The 14,561-nt window shown below is 70.0% G+C and carries 15 protein-coding genes; 2 read left to right on the top strand and 13 right to left on the bottom strand.

From position 1 onward, the window contains the following. The first annotated feature begins 1 nt into the window (after window position 1). Window positions 2–670 carry a dethiobiotin synthase gene (bioD, locus tag AC23D6_RS17470; protein ID WP_487750476.1) on the top strand — a complete coding sequence of 223 codons (669 nt, stop codon included), beginning with the start codon at window positions 2–4 and terminating at the stop codon, window positions 668–670. A gap of 101 nt (window positions 671–771) precedes the next feature. Here bioD and AC23D6_RS17465 read toward each other — a convergent pair whose 3' ends face one another. The 3 genes from AC23D6_RS17465 to AC23D6_RS17455 form a co-directional block, all read right to left on the bottom strand. Then, complete coding sequence (locus tag AC23D6_RS17465) at window positions 772–1,164, bottom strand: phasin family protein (RefSeq protein WP_487750475.1); 393 nt, start codon at window positions 1,162–1,164, stop codon at window positions 772–774. Between the two features lie 155 nt (window positions 1,165–1,319). Continuing rightward, entirely contained in the window at window positions 1,320–1,676 is a 357-nt protein-coding gene (gene queD, locus AC23D6_RS17460; protein WP_487750474.1) for a 6-carboxytetrahydropterin synthase QueD, read from the bottom strand. Between the two features lie 63 nt (window positions 1,677–1,739). After that, the gene (locus tag AC23D6_RS17455; RefSeq protein ID WP_487750473.1) at window positions 1,740–3,101 is read right to left on the bottom strand and encodes a DEAD/DEAH box helicase; all 1,362 of its coding nucleotides are present in this window, start codon (window positions 3,099–3,101) and stop codon (window positions 1,740–1,742) included. 401 nt (window positions 3,102–3,502) lie between these two features. Here AC23D6_RS17455 and AC23D6_RS17450 point away from each other — a divergent pair, with 401 nt between their 5' ends. Beyond that, window positions 3,503–4,267 carry a Crp/Fnr family transcriptional regulator gene (locus AC23D6_RS17450; RefSeq protein ID WP_487750472.1) on the top strand — a complete coding sequence of 255 codons (765 nt, stop codon included), beginning with the start codon at window positions 3,503–3,505 and terminating at the stop codon, window positions 4,265–4,267. A 105-nt stretch (window positions 4,268–4,372) separates the two neighbouring features. Here AC23D6_RS17450 and cydC read toward each other — a convergent pair whose 3' ends face one another. The 10 genes from cydC to AC23D6_RS17400 all read right to left on the bottom strand — a co-directional run bounded on the left by cydC (window position 4,373) and on the right by AC23D6_RS17400 (window position 14,560). Continuing rightward, window positions 4,373–6,037 (bottom strand): thiol reductant ABC exporter subunit CydC, encoded by a 1,665-nt coding sequence (gene cydC, locus AC23D6_RS17445; protein WP_487750471.1) that lies wholly within the window; start codon window positions 6,035–6,037, stop codon window positions 4,373–4,375. Further along, window positions 6,034–7,728, bottom strand: a complete 1,695-nt coding sequence (gene cydD, locus AC23D6_RS17440) for a thiol reductant ABC exporter subunit CydD (protein WP_487750470.1) — start codon at window positions 7,726–7,728, stop codon at window positions 6,034–6,036. The genes cydC and cydD overlap by 4 nt, the downstream gene beginning before the upstream one ends. After that, the gene (locus AC23D6_RS17435; protein ID WP_487750469.1) at window positions 7,725–8,450 is read right to left on the bottom strand and encodes a sulfite exporter TauE/SafE family protein; all 726 of its coding nucleotides are present in this window, start codon (window positions 8,448–8,450) and stop codon (window positions 7,725–7,727) included. The genes cydD and AC23D6_RS17435 overlap by 4 nt, the downstream gene beginning before the upstream one ends. Next, complete coding sequence (ccoS, locus tag AC23D6_RS17430; RefSeq protein WP_487750468.1) at window positions 8,440–8,631, bottom strand: cbb3-type cytochrome oxidase assembly protein CcoS; 192 nt, start codon at window positions 8,629–8,631, stop codon at window positions 8,440–8,442. The genes AC23D6_RS17435 and ccoS overlap by 11 nt, the downstream gene beginning before the upstream one ends. Further along, window positions 8,628–11,003, bottom strand: a complete 2,376-nt coding sequence (locus tag AC23D6_RS17425; RefSeq protein WP_487750467.1) for a heavy metal translocating P-type ATPase — start codon at window positions 11,001–11,003, stop codon at window positions 8,628–8,630. The genes ccoS and AC23D6_RS17425 overlap by 4 nt, the downstream gene beginning before the upstream one ends. 10 nt (window positions 11,004–11,013) lie before the next feature. Continuing rightward, window positions 11,014–11,532, bottom strand: a complete 519-nt coding sequence (locus tag AC23D6_RS17420; RefSeq protein WP_487750466.1) for a FixH family protein — start codon at window positions 11,530–11,532, stop codon at window positions 11,014–11,016. Further along, window positions 11,529–13,112 carry a 4Fe-4S dicluster domain-containing protein gene (locus AC23D6_RS17415; RefSeq protein WP_487750465.1) on the bottom strand — a complete coding sequence of 528 codons (1,584 nt, stop codon included), beginning with the start codon at window positions 13,110–13,112 and terminating at the stop codon, window positions 11,529–11,531. Before AC23D6_RS17415 ends, AC23D6_RS17420 begins: the two co-directional genes overlap by 4 nt. Before the next feature lie 82 nt (window positions 13,113–13,194). Next, the gene (locus AC23D6_RS17410) at window positions 13,195–13,491 is read right to left on the bottom strand and encodes a hypothetical protein (RefSeq protein ID WP_056880835.1); all 297 of its coding nucleotides are present in this window, start codon (window positions 13,489–13,491) and stop codon (window positions 13,195–13,197) included. Next, window positions 13,488–14,423: a cytochrome-c oxidase, cbb3-type subunit III gene (gene ccoP / locus AC23D6_RS17405; protein ID WP_487750464.1), complete on the bottom strand. Its 936-nt coding sequence runs from the start codon at window positions 14,421–14,423 to the stop codon at window positions 13,488–13,490. Before ccoP ends, AC23D6_RS17410 begins: the two co-directional genes overlap by 4 nt. Continuing rightward, window positions 14,420–14,560: a cbb3-type cytochrome oxidase subunit 3 gene (locus AC23D6_RS17400; RefSeq protein WP_487750463.1), complete on the bottom strand. Its 141-nt coding sequence runs from the start codon at window positions 14,558–14,560 to the stop codon at window positions 14,420–14,422. Before AC23D6_RS17400 ends, ccoP begins: the two co-directional genes overlap by 4 nt. Between the last annotated feature and the right edge of the window lies 1 nt (window position 14,561).

The raw sequence follows: 14,561 nt of genomic DNA, 5'->3' as shown, positions 1-14,561 counted from the left end.
GATGGACAGGCTGTTCGTCACCGGTACCGACACCGGCGTGGGCAAGACCGTCGCCAGCGCCGCACTGCTGCATGCGTTCCGTGCGCGGGGCTTGCGCGCGGTCGGCATGAAACCGGTCGCCAGCGGGTGCGAGGCAACGCCGGAGGGCTGGCGCAACGAGGATGCGCTCGCCTTGCAGGCCGCCAGCGATCCGGTACCCCCGTATGAGGACGTGAATCCCTATGCGCTGCCGGCGCCACTCGCCCCGGAGATCGCCGCGCGCGACGCCGGTGTGAATGTGCAGCTGGGCGTGCTGGTGTCTGCCTTCGAGCGCCTGCATCCGCTGGCCGACCTGGTGCTGGTGGAAGGCGTCGGCGGTTGGGCCGCGCCGCTGACGGGCACGCTGGACCAACGGCATCTGGTCGAACAACTGCGCCTGCCGGTGGTGCTGGTGGTCGGCATGCGGCTTGGGTGCATCAACCATGCGCGGCTTAGTGCGCGCGCGGTCCAGGACGACGGCGCGCGCCTGGTGGGCTGGATCGCGAACGAAGTCGATCCGGAGATGGCGCGTCGCGACGAGAACTTCGCTCTGCTGTCAGCCCGCATGCCGGTGCCGTGCTGGGGACGCCTGCCGCATGCGCCGGACATTGACGCCAGGCTGCTCAGCCGGCACATCGCGATTCCGGCGTAGCAAGGCGGCGCGGAAAATAAAAAACCCGGCAGCGTGGGGGCTGCCGGGTCGGGTTTGCGCGGAGGGAGGGGAGGGCCGCGCAATAACCGGTTGAGGCGGGCTTACTTGGCCTTCGCTGCCTTGGTCGCCTTGGCCACGGAGGCCTGGACGCTGTCGGTGGCGGTTTCGAACTGGCTCTTCACCAGCTGGCCGAAGGCTTCGCCGGTCTTCAGGCTCAGGCCGAACACTTCCTGGCTGGCGGCGACGACGCGCTCGGCGTTGTCCTTGGCGACCTGCAGGCCCTTCGGCCACAGGTTCTTGTAACCGTCGAGGTCACGGGTCTCGGCCAGCTCGCCGAAGAAGGCGGTGGTGGCGTCGACGTTCTTCTCGAAGGTCTTGAGCTGCACGCCGAACACGGTCTCGGCGCTCTCCAGGGCCAGGCGGTTCGCACGGGCGGCGGCGGCCGCGAACTGGTGCGTGAACTGGCTGAAGCTTTCGTTGAATTGCGTGGTCATTGGCGTGCTCCTAAAAGGGGAATCCATCTGTTGCGGTGCAGCATAGGCCGGTCTATGTTGCAGTGCAATAACCGCCGTATGGATTTCCGACGAACGGTCAGGAGCCGTTAAAAATCAAACGCTTGTAAGAGTGATCTGAAACCGGTTCCATCCCCTCAGGCGCCGCTGTAGCGGCAACCCGAAGTGCAGGTCTCATGCACCACGACGGCGCTGAGCAGCGGCAGCACCGGCTTGGTCTGGTCCCAGATCCACTTCGCCAATTGCTCGCTGGTCGGATTGTCCAGGCCAGGAATGTCGTTGAGGTAGTGGTGATCGAGCCGGTCGTAGATCGGCTTGAAGGCCGCCTTCACGTCGGCGAAGTCCATGACCCAGCCGGCCTGCGGGTCGACCGGACCCGAGAGATGCAGCTCGATGCGGAACGAGTGGCCATGCAGGCGGGCGCACTTGTGGCCTTCCGGCACGTGCGGCAGGCGGTGCGCGGCTTCGACAGTGAAGACCTTGAAGATGTCCATGCGACGGCTCCGGGAGCGTGGAAACGCGCGGCACCGGGGGACGGTGCCGCGCGAGGGGGCAGCTTAGCGGGCCGGACGCGACTGGCCCTGGCGCGCGCCGCCGGAGCGGGCGCCGTCGCGACGCTGGCCGCCGTGCTTCTTCGGGCCGGCATGGGCGTGGCGCGGTGCATCGCCGTGCGGACGGCGCGCGTGCTTCTGCGGGCCGTTGCGGCGCGGGGTGCGCTCGCCCGCCGGCTGATCGGCCTTGCCCGGGGCACTGTTGCCCCAGCGGATCGGCGTCTGCGGCTCGAAGCCCGGCACGTCGCGCAGGTCCATGTCGCGGTTGAGCAGGCGGACGATGGCGCGCAGGTACTTGGCTTCATCCTGCGCGACCAGCGAGATCGCCTGGCCCGTCGACCCGTTGCGGCCGGTGCGGCCGATGCGGTGCACGTAGTCCTCGGCCACCATCGGCAAGTCGAAGTTGATCACCTGCGGCAGCTGGTCGATGTCAATGCCGCGCGCGGCGATGTCGGTGGCGACCAGCACGTTGATGCGGCCGGCCTTGAAGTCATTGAGCGCGCGCTGGCGGGCGCCCTGCGACTTGTTGCCGTGGATTGCCGCGGTCTTGATGCCGCTCTTCTCTAGGAACGTCGCCAGCTTGTCGCTGCCGTGCTTGGTGCGGGCGAACACCAGTGTCTGCAGGCGGCTGTCCTGCGCCAGCAGGTGCAGCAGCAGGTCGCGCTTGCGGCTGCCGTCCACCGGATGGACGCGATGGGTGATGGTCTCGGCCACGGTGTTGCGCGGCGTCACCTGGATCTGCTTCGGCTCGCGCATGAATTCCAGCGCCAGCTCGCGGATCGGGTCGGCGAAGGTCGCCGAGAACAGCATGGTCTGGCGGTTCTGCCGCGGCAGCTTGGCGAGGATGCGCTTGATCGACGGCAGGAAGCCCATGTCGAGCATGCGATCGGCTTCGTCCAGCACCAGGATCTCGATGCCCGACAGGTCCACGCTGCGGCGCTCGAGGTGGTCGATCAGGCGGCCCGGGCAGGCGATCACCAGGTCCACGCCACGGCGCAGCGCGTCCAGCTGGTTGCCCATGCCGACGCCGCCGTAGATGGTGGTGCTGGGGATGCGCAGGTACTTGCCGTAGCCCCGCAGGCTGTCGTGCACCTGCACGGCCAGTTCGCGGGTCGGCGTCAGGACCAGGGCGCGCGGCTTGCGCGGGCCGCCGCGCTGCACTTCCTGCGGCGTGGTGGCCAGGTACTGGATCAGCGGCAGGCCGAACGCGGCGGTCTTGCCGGTGCCGGTCTGCGCGCCGGCCAGCAGGTCGTGGCCTTCCAGGGCCAGCGGGATGGCCTGTTCCTGGATGGGGGTGGGCTGGGTGTAGCCCTGTTCGTCGAGCGCGCGCAGCAGGGCGGGCGCCAGGCCTAGGGTTTCAAACGTCATGGGTAAGGCTCCAAAGCGGATCGGCCGGACACGCACGCAACGCCGGCACAGCGATGTGCGGCAACGTAGGACGCGCGGAATGCGGCAAGACCGTGACTCGAAGCGTTCCCTGAAACCGCGCTGCGAGAAGGGGTGCGGAGGCGCCAAAACGGCGCTACCGAGCTTGCGCAACGAAAGAAGTCGGAGCGGGGCGGGCGCGGGAACTCGCGGGGGAATTCCCTGCGCCGGCGGACCATCGGGGAAACGAACGGCCGCAGGCAAGCGGCGCGCACTGTAACCGAATCCGGGGCTGAATGGGGGAATCCCCGCTGAAACGGGGTGCTGCGACCGATTGTCGCAGCGCCGAAATCAAGGATTTTCGGGGCGTATCATGGCCCGTGAAGACCCCCTAGCCGATCGCCATGAGCCTTCGCATCCTCCGCCAGAACGACGCCCCGGTGCCCGCGAACGCGGCCGGCGAGGTCGTCTGCCAGGCCGCGCGCGGCTGCAGCGGCTGTCTGGTCCGACACCTGGCCGTCTGCGCGGTGCTGCCGGTGTCCAAGGCCCAGGCGATGGAAGCGCTGGCCGAAGATGTCCGCCTGACGGCGGGCGAGGCTCTCGTCCGCGAGGGCGAACCGCGTCGCGGCGTGTTCACGGTGACCAAGGGCGCGCTGCGACGCATCCGCCTGTTGCCGGACGGCCGCCGGCTGGTGGCCGGCTTCCTGATGCCGGGCGACTTCATCGGTTTCAGCGGCACCTCGCACTACAAGCACACCATCGAGTCGATCACCGACAGCACGCTGTGCGAGTTCTCGATGGCCGACATGCGCAGCCTGTGCAACGACCATCCTGCGCTCGAACGCGAACTGCTCGAACGCGCCTGCGTCGAACTGGATGCGACCCGCGGCAACCTGATGGCGCTGGCCCGCCTGAACCCGATGGAGCGGTTGGCCGGGTTCCTCGTCGACATGGCGCAGCGCCGCCGGCGCCAGGGCCAGGACGACACCGAAGTGATCCTGCCGATGACGCGCACCGACATCGCCGACTACCTGGGCCTGACCGTGGAAACGGTGAGCCGCAGCTTCACCCGCCTGCGCCAGGAAGGCAGCATCGCCACCGACGATCCGCACCATGTGCGCCTGCTGAACCGCGCGCGCCTGGATGCGCTGGCGGAAGCACGGGCCTGATTGTCCCGGGATTCGTGGGGTCCTCATTGTGGGAGCGACGTAAGTCGCGAGGGTTCGCCAGTAAGCTTCATCGCGACTAACGTCGCTCCCACGCCTCAGTTCGCCTCACTCACGCACCAGCTTCCCACCCTGCAATCGACAGCGTGCATCCGCTACGCCGTCCGGCAACACGGCATGGCTGATGATCAGCGCGCTGCGTCCGCGCGCGGCGTCGGCGAAGTCGCGCATCAGCGCATCGGCGGTGTCCTGGTCCAGGCCCTCGGTGGGTTCGTCGAGCAGCAGCAGCGGCGCGTCGCGCAGCAGGGCGCGCGCCAGCGCCAGTCGACGCGCCTGGCCTGCGGACAGCGTGGCGCCGTTCTCGCCGACCCACGCGTCCAGGCGATCGGACAGGCTGCGCACATGCGCTTCCAGCCGTACTTGGGCGAGGACGGACCACAATCGCGCGTCATCGGCGGACGGATCGCCGAGCAGCAGGTTCTCGCGCACGCTGCCGGAGAACACCGGCGCGTCCTGCGGCAGCCACGCGAGGCGTGCATGCCAGTCGGCCGGCGACAGCATGCGCAGGTCCACGCCAGCGAAAGAGACCTTGCCCGATTGCGGTTCGCACAGGCCCAGCACCAACGCCACCAGCGATGACTTGCCCGCGCCGCTGTCGCCGTCGATGACCACGTGATCGCCCGGCGCCACGCACAGGTCTGCCCCGTCGAGCACCGGACGCGAGGCCCCAGGCCACGCGAACGTCACCGCCTGCAGCGCGAGCGCGCCCTGCATCTCCGGTACGCGCGTGCCCGCAGGCGATGTGCGCGCAGGCGCATCGACGACGTCTTCCAGGCGGCGCGTGGCTACGTTGGCGGCGTGCCATGCCTGCCAGGCAGGCACGATGGCGGTGCACGCATCCAGCACCGCGATCGCCATGAAGAACAGGGCGCCAGCCAAGGGCGCGCCGAGCCGCCCCGCATCCACCGCGGACAGCAACACCCACAACATCGCCGGCAGCGCGAATGCGGCGACCACCGCCTGCAAGCCGGTGGCGTCGGCAATCCGTTGCCTGCGCGCACCGTCCCAGCGCGCGACGTCCTGACTCCGGGCGTCCAGCGCCTGCAGCCAAGCCGTGGTGGCATCCATCGCCGCGAGATCGGCCTGGCCCTCGATGCCTTCCTGCACGCTCGCGCGCAGCTGGGTGCGTGCCTGCGCGCGCGCGTCTTCGAGTGCCGCCGCGCGACGGACCGACCACCCGGGGACCACGATGCCAAGCAACAACAGCGTCGCCAGGAGCACCCCGCCGGCCAGTGGCAGCACGCAGACCGCGATGCCGACCGAAAGTACGCTCAGTGCCAGCGCCGCCAGCAGCGGGCCGATCGCGCGGACCAGCCGTCCGTCCACGGCATCGATGTCGGCCAGCAGCCGCGTCACCAGTTCGCCGACCCGATAACGCCCCAGTCCCAGCGGCGCGAGCGGCAGGGCGCGGCGGAAGAACCACACGCGCAAGTCTCGCGCGATGCGCAGGGTGGCGTCGTGCCCGACCAGCTTCTCCGCGTACCGCGACAGGATGCGCGCGAACGTCAGCGCGCGGATCCCGGCGGACGGACCGAAAAAGTTGAAGCCGAGTGCGCCGGTGCCCGCGAGCGCCGCGGCGGTCAGGAAATGTCCCGACACCGCGAGCAACGCGGTACCCGTCAGCAGCGTGAGCAGCAGCAACGTCACCGCCAGGACGGTCAGGCGTCGGTGCGAGCGGAGGACGTCGCTCAGGCGGGTCGCGTGCTCGCTCATGCGCGCTCCTCCGCTGCTTGCACGCGACCGTCGTGGACGCGCCATGTCGTGTCCATCGCCGCCATCGCGGCCGCGCTGTGCGTCGCCATCACGACGCAGCGTCCTTCGGCGAAGCGCACGATCGCCTGCAACACGGCCGCCTCCGTGTCGGGGTCGAGGAACGCAGTGGGTTCGTCGAGCAGCACCAGGTCCGGCGCGCGCAGGAACACGCGCGCCAGGGCGACGCGACGCGCTTCGCCTCCCGAAAGCCCGAAGCCACGCTCGCCGATCACCGTGTCCAGACCCTCCGGCAGCCGGTCGGTGAAGCGGAGGACCTGCGCGGCGTCGGCGGCGGCGCGTAGATCCTCGTCGCTGGCGTCGGGCCTGGCCATGCGCAGGTTCTCGTGCAGGGTGCCGGCGAACAGGAACGGGCGTTGCGGTGCGACGCCGATGCGCAGATGGGGCGCGCGCGTCAGTTCGCCCGCCGTCGCCGGCACCAACCCGGCCAACGCATCGAGCAGCGTGCTCTTGCCACCGCCGCTGGGACCGACCAGCGCCACGCGCTGTCCGCGCTGCAGGGCAATGTTCACGTCGTGCAGCGCATCGCGCGCCGCGCCGGGATGGCGCACCGCCACGCCGCGGGCAACCACGAGGGCGGGCAACGGGACGGCGTCGTGCGCGCCCGGAGCTGCACGCTCGTTGGTATCCAGCAACGGCGCGATCTCGTCCATCGCGGCGCGCGCGGCGGCACGGTCGTGGTAATGCGTGGCCAGGCGGCGCAACGGTGCGTAAAACTCGGGCGCCAGCAACAGGCAGAACACGCCCGCGCCCAGCGTGAGCGGTGCGGCGCGCAGGTCGATCATGCCGAGGTAACTCAAGCCCAGGTACAGCGCGATCATCGCCACGCTGAGGGACGCGAAGAACTCCAGCACCGCCGACGACAGGAAGGCGATCCGCAGCACCCGCAGGCTGCGCACGCGCAACGTCTCGGCGGCGGCGCGGACGCCTTCCAGCTCGGCGTCGCCGCGGCCGTACACGCGGATCAAACCCAGTCCGCGCAGGCGGTCGGCGAAATGGCCGCCCATCCGCGCCAGTGCCTGCAACTGGCGTCGACTGGCGGCTTCGGCGCCCCAGCCCACCAGCATCATGAAGACTGGCACCAGCGGCATCGTCAGCAGCAACACCGCGCCGACGACGCGATCCACGGTGAACACCGCCAGCAGGATCGCCAGTGGCACGCCGACGACTTCGGCGCGCAACGGCACGAAGCCGCCGTAATAGCCTTCGACCGCATCGACATGCGCACCCAGGTGTTCAGCCAGCGCGCCGCTCTGCTGCGCGCGGATCCACGCCGGTCCCCGGGCGACCACGGCGCGCGCCAGCCGAGCGCGCAGCGCCACGCGGATCCGCTCCACTGCCTGGTCCGCCCAGCGCCGCCCGGCCCAGCCGAGCAGGGCGCGCAGCAGCAGCGTGGCGAGCAACGCGGCCAACAGCGGCAGCTGCGCCGCGGCCGTTTCTCCGGCGACGAACACGCGCTGGATGCAGAGGGCGATCAATGCCGCCTGCGGCACCACCAATACGCCGGCCAGCACCGTGCAGCCGCTCGCCGCCCGGAGCGGTCCGCCCGCGTCGCGTCCCAGTTCGGCAAGCCGGGCCTGCGGCGTCATCGTCGAAAAGGCCGGCGGTGTGCCGGCGGCAGGCGCGTCGCTCATGCGGGCAGTGGCCGGCAGCCGAGCGCGGCCAGCACGCCGTGCAGCGCGGGGTGCTTCATCAGCCAGGGCGAGGCGAGCGTCAGCAGGCCGGCCGCCAGTACGAATCCTGCGGCGACGCGCCGGAATGCAGGCTGTTGCCAGCGTCGGCCCAGGCGCGCGCCGGACCATGTCAGCGTCACCATCATCGGCAACGTGCCGAGGCCGAATGCGGCCATCGTCAGCGCGGCATCACGCGCGTTCGCCTGCAGCCATGCCACCGTCAGCAGGCTGAGGCTGAGGCCGCACGGCAACCAGCCCCATAGCGCACCCGCGGCGAGGCGACGCGGAAGCGTGTTCGCGGGCAGCACGCGAGCATGCAGCGGGCGCAGGGCCTGCCAGACCTTCGCGCCGGGGCGTGCGAGCACATCGAATCGGCCGCGCTGATCCAGCAGCCGCAGCGCCAGCGCCACCAACGCCAGACCCACGCCAACGCGCATCGCCACCACGGCCGTGTCATGGCGCGCGAGCGCCAGCAGGCCGCTGCCGAACACGCCGACCAGCGCGCCGGCGAGCGCGTAGCCGCCGAGGCGCCCGAGATTCACCTGCAGCGCCTCGCGCCAGCCCTGTTGGGACGCCATCGCCGAGAAGCCGGTGGCGATGCCGCCGCACATCACCGCGCAGTGCGTGCTGCCCACCAGCCCTGCGAGCAGCGCGGCGAGCAGGACGGGAAGGTCAGGCCCCATCGGCGTCGCGCAGGACCGAGGTCGGCGGTGCCGACGAGTGCGGCGGTACATCGTCGAGGATGTCCAGCGCCGGCGTGTCGAGATCATCGAACTGGCCTTTGCGCACCGCCCAGGTGAACGCCGCGATCGCCAGCCCCAGCAGGAGCAGGCTGATCGGCAGCAGCATCAGCAGGATGTTCATGCGGCAAGCCTCCTGTCGTCGCGCGCCAGCCGCAGCGCGTTGACCGTCACGACCAGCGAGGATACCGCCATGCCGAGTGCGGCGATCCACGGCGTCACCAGGCCGGCGGCCGCCAGCGGCACGGCGAGCAGGTTGTAGCCGGCCGACCAGGCGAGGTTCTGCTTCACGAGTTTGCGTGCCAGATGCGCCACCCGCACCGCATCGGCAATGCGCAGCAGCGAGGGACCGGTGGCCACGAAGTCCGCAGCTTGCTGCGCGAGCGGGGCGCCTTCTCCCATCGCGATGGACACATCGGCGCCGGCGAGCACCGGCGCATCGTTGAGACCGTCGCCGACCATCGCGACGATGCGGCCTTCCCGCTGCAACTGACGCACCCGCGCCAGCTTGTCCTCCGGTGACTGGCGCGCGAGCGGGGCGGCGATCCCCAGTGCATGCGCGAGCCGCTGTACGGCACCGTCGCTGTCGCCGCTGGACAGATGGAGCCGCAGTCCCTGTGCGCGCAACGCATCCAGGGCGGCGGCGGCGTCCCCGCGCGGCCGTTCGCTCAGGGTTAAGCGCGCCATCGCGTGCGTGCCGTCGCTGAGCCAGAGGCCGCCATCGTCCTCGCGGCCCGCCGCCCAGTCCGCGCGGCCGAGGCGCCAGCGCCGGCCATCGACCTCGCCTTCCACGCCACTGCCCGGATGCGCCACCACGCCTTGTGCGGTGGCACGGGCATCGACATCGGCAAAGGCCGCGGCGATGGGGTGGCCGCTGTCCTTCTCGAGTGCAGCGGCGATACGCGTGGCGGCGTCCACATCGAGACCGTTGAACACGTCGACCGCCACCCGCGCCGGGCGGCCATCGCTGAGCGTGCCGGTCTTGTCGAAGACCATGTCGGTGGCGCGCGCCAGCGTGTCCAGCGCTTCCGGTCGCGTCGCCAGCACGCCGCAGCGCGCCAATGCGCCGTGCGCCGCGGCGAGCACGGCCGGCACCGATAGCGACAGCGCGCAGGGGCAGCTGATGACCAGCAGGGCGAGGGTGACCTCGAAGGCGCGCTCGGGCTGGTAGATCCGCCAGCCGACGTAGACGCACACGGCCAGCACCAGCAGGCTGGCCACCAAGTGGCGGCCGAGCCGGTCGGCCATGCGTGCCAGGGGCGGGCGATGGCTTTGCGCGCGGTCCACCAGGTCGGCCAGCTGCGAGAGGCGTGTCGCGTGGCCGGTCGCGGTGGCGCGCAAGCGCGCGGGACGTTCGCGGCAGGTCGTGCCCGCGTACACCGTCTCACCCGAGCGCCGACGCACCGGTCGCGATTCGCCGGTCAGCAGCGCTTCTTCGAAATCCGCGTCCTGGTCCAGCAGGATGCCGTCGGCCGGTACGCCGTCCCCGGCGGCCACGCATACCGTGTCGCCGATGCGCAATGCGGAAGGCGGCACCGATTCGCGCGTGCCGTCGTCGCGCTCGCGGGTGGCGAAGACCGGTTGCGCCCGTGCCAGCGCGTCGACCTGCGCGGTCGCCACGTTGCGCGCGCGCTGTTCCAGCATGCGCGCGGCCAGCAGCAGGAAGACGAACATCACCGCCGCGTCGTACCAGATATGGGTGCCGCCGCGGATCGTCTCCGCCAGGCTGGCGAAGTAGGCCAGCAGCGTGGAGCCGGCGATCAGCGTGTCCATGCCGAGGTGGCGGGCGCGCAGTTCGCGCGCCATGCCGGCGAGGAACGGCCAGCCGCTGTAGAACACCACCGGCGTGCTGACCAGGAACGTCAGCCACCGGAACAGGTCGCGCGTGGGCACCGGCATCGTCGCGTTGACGTCCAGGTACAACGCCTCGGCCAGCATCATCGCCTGCAGCGAGCCCAGGCCGGCCACGCCCAGGCGCAGCAGCCAGCGCCGGCGTTCCGACAGGCGCGCCTGTTCGCGCGCATCGCCGGTGGCCAGGTAAGGCCGGTAACCGAGCATCGCCAGGCGTTCGAGCAGCGTGGAGAGTTTCGTCCGCGCCGGATCCCAGCTCAGGCGGATGCGTCCGGTGACCGCGTTGGCCGTGGTGTCGAGGACGCCGGCTTCGCGCGCCAATGCGCGGTCGATCAGCCAGGCGCAGGCCGCGCAGCGCATGCCGTCGGTGAGCAGCACGATCTCGCGACCGCCATCGATCAGGCGGCTGTGTTCGTCCAGCAGTTCGGCCCGGTCCCAGCTGTCCAGGTCGCTGCGCGAGGCCTGCACACGATTCGCTGCCGCGCTGCGCAGGCGGTAGTAACTGCCCAGGTCGGCGTCTTCGATCCATGCGGCGGCGGCCGCGCAGCCCTCGCAGCAGAACGCCCGGTTGCCGTCGATGCGCGCCGTCGTGCCGTCGGCGACGGGTTCGCCACAGTGATGGCACCGCGCGACCGACATGTCCATGCGTGGGTGCTCAACCGCCCCCGTGCGAGGGGGCCAGACGGACTGCTTGCGTGTCCTTCTGCAGGCGGCCGCGAATGCGCCAACTGCCGTCTTCCGGGCCGAGCTGCACGTTCCAGTCGTGCGTCGTGTCGATCTCGCCCGCCGCGCGCCAGCCCGCGGTATCGCGCGCCAGCGGCAGGGTGATGTCCTGAGCCGCGACGGTGGGATGGGCCAGCGTCAGCGCCAGCGGCGACGTGCCGGCAAGTTCGCCGGTCACCGGCACCAGTTCGACGTGATCGGCGCGCACTTGCACGATCGCACTGAGCTTGCGGCGCGCTGCATTCTCGTCCGGGCCGAGATCGGTGGTCTGGATCTGGGAAACGCGGTCGACCTTGTCGGTGACCGCGTCGACGCTGCCCGAGCGGACGGCCACCACGACGAGGCCGACGCCGGCGACGATCGAGGCCAGGGGAATGCCGAGCACCACCCACATCATCGGTTCCTTCCAGAAGGGGCGCTGGGCGTCGGGGCGTGCGGAGTTCGTGATCATTGGATCGGTCCGAAGTAGCTGGTGTCGACGGTCTTCTCGCCGCCGCCCTCGAGACTGCGAACGGTGAGTGCCACCCCGTGGCGGCCCCTGATGTCTGCCGGTGCCGTGGCGACCAGCGGCAGCGAAAGCACCTGCTCGGGCTCGGCGGTGACGGTCATCTCGCCGCCGCGCAACGCGATGCCCGGCGTGGCCGAGGTCAGGGTGATGCGGTAGTGATGCGGTCGCTGGTCCTTGTTGACCAGCTTGAGGGTATAGCTGTTCTCGACCTGGCCGCCGGCGACTTCGCGGTATAGCGCGTTGCGGTCGCGCAGCACCTCTGCGATCAGGTCGCTGCGATGGGTCACGCCCCAAGCCCAGCCGACGACCAGCGTGAGCAGCAGTGCGCCATAGACCACCACCCGTGGGCGCAGCACGCGCGAGCGCTTGCCGTCGATGGCGTTCTGGGTCGTATAGCGGATCAGGCCCTGCGGGTAGCCCATCTTGTCCATGACCTCGTTGCAGGCGTCGATGCAGGCGCCGCACGCGATGCACTCGTACTGCAGGCCGTTGCGGATGTCGATGCCGGTCGGGCAGACCTGCACGCAGATCGTGCAGTCGATGCAGTCGCCGAGTTGTTCGGGCACGAACTTCGGCAGCGGCTCCACCACCGCGCCGGCGCCGGCGAAGGTGATCGTGCCGTGCGCGCCGAGGCGCTGGTCCGCCGCACTCGGGTGCGCGTTGGCGCGCATCACGTAGTCGTAGGCGACGGCCGGCTCCAGCAGGCCGCGCACGCGTTCCAGCACGCTGCCCAAGCCGCGCTTGCGCGGTCCGCGTGGCTCGCCTCGCATCGGGTCGTAGGCGATGATGAGGGTGTTGCGGTCGAACATCGCGCTCTGGAAGCGCGCGTACGGGCACATGTACTTGCAGACCTGCTCGCGCAGGAAGCCGGCGAAGCCCCACGTGGCCAGCGCGTAAAACAACACCCAAAACGTCTCCCAGCCGCCCCACGCGAACGGCCACAGGCGCGCGCCGAGATCGAGGATGGGAGTGAAGAAGCCGACGAAGGTGAAGCCGGTCCACAGCGCGAACGCCGCCCAGAGCACGTGCTTGCCGCCCTTGCGCAGCAGCTTGTTCGCGCTCCACGGCGCGGCATCGAGCTTGATCCGCGCGCCGCGGTCGCCTTCGGTCCAGCGCTCCATCCACAGGAAGACTTCCGTCCACACCGTCTGCGGGCAGGCGTAGCCGCACCACAGCCGTCCCGCGAGCGAGGTGAAGAAGAACAGCGCCATCGCCGCGATGATCAACAGCATCGCCAGGAACAGGAAGTCCTGCGGCCAGAACACCAGACCGAACACGTAGAACTTGCGCGCGGGCAGGTCGAACAGCACCGCCTGGCGGCCGTCCCACTTCACCCACGGGAACACGTAGTACATGCCCAGCAGCCACCACACCGCGGCCACGCGCAGGCGGTTGAGCGTGCCGGCCACGTCGCGCGGATAGACCTTGCGCTCGCTGACGTAGAAGGAATTGCCGTGCGTATCCACCACGTCCAGTGGGATGCGGCGCTTGGAGGATTCCGGCGTGGAAGCGGGCGTGGACATGGACGACTCTGTCGTGGCTGGCGTCATGCTCGCGCTGTGCGGGCGCGCGAGGGAGCGACGGTTTGTCGCAGGCTGCGCGCGCTCAGTCCGGCGGTAGCGCGCGGTTGAAACGGCTGGCCGGGCGCAGCAGGATCCAGGTGAACAGGCTGCTGGCCGCCGTCGCCAGCCAGAACATGAAGAAGCCCAGCGTGTAGCCGAGCTCGCGGCTGATCGCCAGGTCCGGGAACGTCATGTCGCGCAGCGTCAGCGGATCGACGAAGGCGAAGAACACCATCGTCGCCACGCCCGCCGCGAAGAAGCTCGGCCAGAGCACCGCCCCGACGCGCTGCGCGAGCGGTCGGGGCGGGTGGTCGAGGCGGGGCTCGGTGAAGTCGGTCATGGTGCGGCTGCGGCAGCCGGACCCTGCTTGTGCGACAGCGACCAGACGTATGAAGCGACCAGCCGCGCGCGGGTCTCGCCCAGCAGTTCGCGATGGGCGGGCATCACGCCGTGGCGACCCTTCGTGATCGTGGCGCGCAGGCTCTCCTTGCTGTTGCCGTACAGCCAGTAGTCGTCGGTCAGGTCAGGCGCGCCGAGTTCCGGATTGCCCTTGCCGTTCACGCCATGGCAGGCCACGCACAGGCCCTCGTAAAGCGGCTTGCCCTGGGCGGCCATGAAGTTGTTCTGCAGGCCTTCCTCGGGATTGCCGAGCACGTTGACGTAGGCGATCACGTAGTCGATCGCGTTGTCGCCGCCCATGTTGGTCAGCGCGGTGCCCCATTCCGGCATCACGCCCTCGCGGCCGTCCAGCACCGTCTGCAGCACCAGATCGGGCGTGCCGCCCCAGTGCCAGATGCCATCGGTCAGGTTGGGGTAGCCGATCGCGCCCTGACCCGACGAGCCGTGGCAGGTGGCGCAGGTGTTGTTGAAGATCGAGCGGCCCAGCGCCAGTGCCTTCGGATCCCTGGCCAGCGCGTCGATCGACTGCCCGGCGAAGGGCGCGAACGTCGCCTCCAGCTTCTTGTCCTCCACCGCCTTCTGCTGGTCGTGCTCGCTCGCCGAGGACCACTTGCCGTAGCCGGGAATGATGCCGAGGCCGCCGTACCAGGCGATGTAGCCGATGCTGAAGACGATGGTGATGTAGAACAGGTTGATCCACCACCTCGGCAGGGGCTTGTTGTACTCGGTGAGGTCGCCGTCCCAGACGTGCGAGGTGTCTTCCGGCGCGGGATCGCCAGGACGGCGGCGCGCGGTCCACCACAGCAGCCCCACGCAGCCCAGGATGTTCAGTACGACCAGCGCGACGATGAAACCGATCCAGCCAGCGCTCATGGGTTCTTCTCCCCGTCCTCACCCAGCGGCAGGCGCGCCGCATCCTCGAAATCCACCTTGCGGCGTGGGCTCCAGGCCCAGACCCAACCAGCCAGGAACAACACCAGCAGTACCGCGGTCACGATGCCGGACACCATG

The sequence above is a fragment of the Pseudoxanthomonas sp. G3 genome (assembly GCF_057654715.1).
The sequence above is the reverse complement of the archived record's forward strand: the minus strand, read 5'-3'. Positions and strand labels throughout refer to the sequence as shown.

Excerpts from the sequence above, each read along its gene's own strand:
- bioD (WP_487750476.1), top strand. The coding sequence starts at position 2 with ATGGACAGGCTGTTCGTCACCGGTACCGACACCGGCGTGGGCAAGACC.
- AC23D6_RS17465 (WP_487750475.1), bottom strand. The coding sequence starts at position 1,164 with ATGACCACGCAATTCAACGAAAGCTTCAGCCAGTTCACGCACCAGTTC.
- queD (WP_487750474.1), bottom strand. The coding sequence starts at position 1,676 with ATGGACATCTTCAAGGTCTTCACTGTCGAAGCCGCGCACCGCCTGCCG.
- AC23D6_RS17455 (WP_487750473.1), bottom strand. The coding sequence starts at position 3,101 with ATGACGTTTGAAACCCTAGGCCTGGCGCCCGCCCTGCTGCGCGCGCTC.
- AC23D6_RS17450 (WP_487750472.1), top strand. The coding sequence starts at position 3,503 with ATGAGCCTTCGCATCCTCCGCCAGAACGACGCCCCGGTGCCCGCGAAC.
- cydC (WP_487750471.1), bottom strand. The coding sequence starts at position 6,037 with ATGAGCGAGCACGCGACCCGCCTGAGCGACGTCCTCCGCTCGCACCGA.
- cydD (WP_487750470.1), bottom strand. The coding sequence starts at position 7,728 with ATGAGCGACGCGCCTGCCGCCGGCACACCGCCGGCCTTTTCGACGATG.
- AC23D6_RS17435 (WP_487750469.1), bottom strand. The coding sequence starts at position 8,450 with ATGGGGCCTGACCTTCCCGTCCTGCTCGCCGCGCTGCTCGCAGGGCTG.
- ccoS (WP_487750468.1), bottom strand. The coding sequence starts at position 8,631 with ATGAACATCCTGCTGATGCTGCTGCCGATCAGCCTGCTCCTGCTGGGG.
- AC23D6_RS17425 (WP_487750467.1), bottom strand. The coding sequence starts at position 11,003 with ATGGACATGTCGGTCGCGCGGTGCCATCACTGTGGCGAACCCGTCGCC.
- AC23D6_RS17420 (WP_487750466.1), bottom strand. The coding sequence starts at position 11,532 with ATGATCACGAACTCCGCACGCCCCGACGCCCAGCGCCCCTTCTGGAAG.
- AC23D6_RS17415 (WP_487750465.1), bottom strand. The coding sequence starts at position 13,112 with ATGTCCACGCCCGCTTCCACGCCGGAATCCTCCAAGCGCCGCATCCCA.
- AC23D6_RS17410 (WP_056880835.1), bottom strand. The coding sequence starts at position 13,491 with ATGACCGACTTCACCGAGCCCCGCCTCGACCACCCGCCCCGACCGCTC.
- ccoP (WP_487750464.1), bottom strand. The coding sequence starts at position 14,423 with ATGAGCGCTGGCTGGATCGGTTTCATCGTCGCGCTGGTCGTACTGAAC.
- AC23D6_RS17400 (WP_487750463.1), bottom strand. The coding sequence starts at position 14,560 with ATGGTGTCCGGCATCGTGACCGCGGTACTGCTGGTGTTGTTCCTGGCT.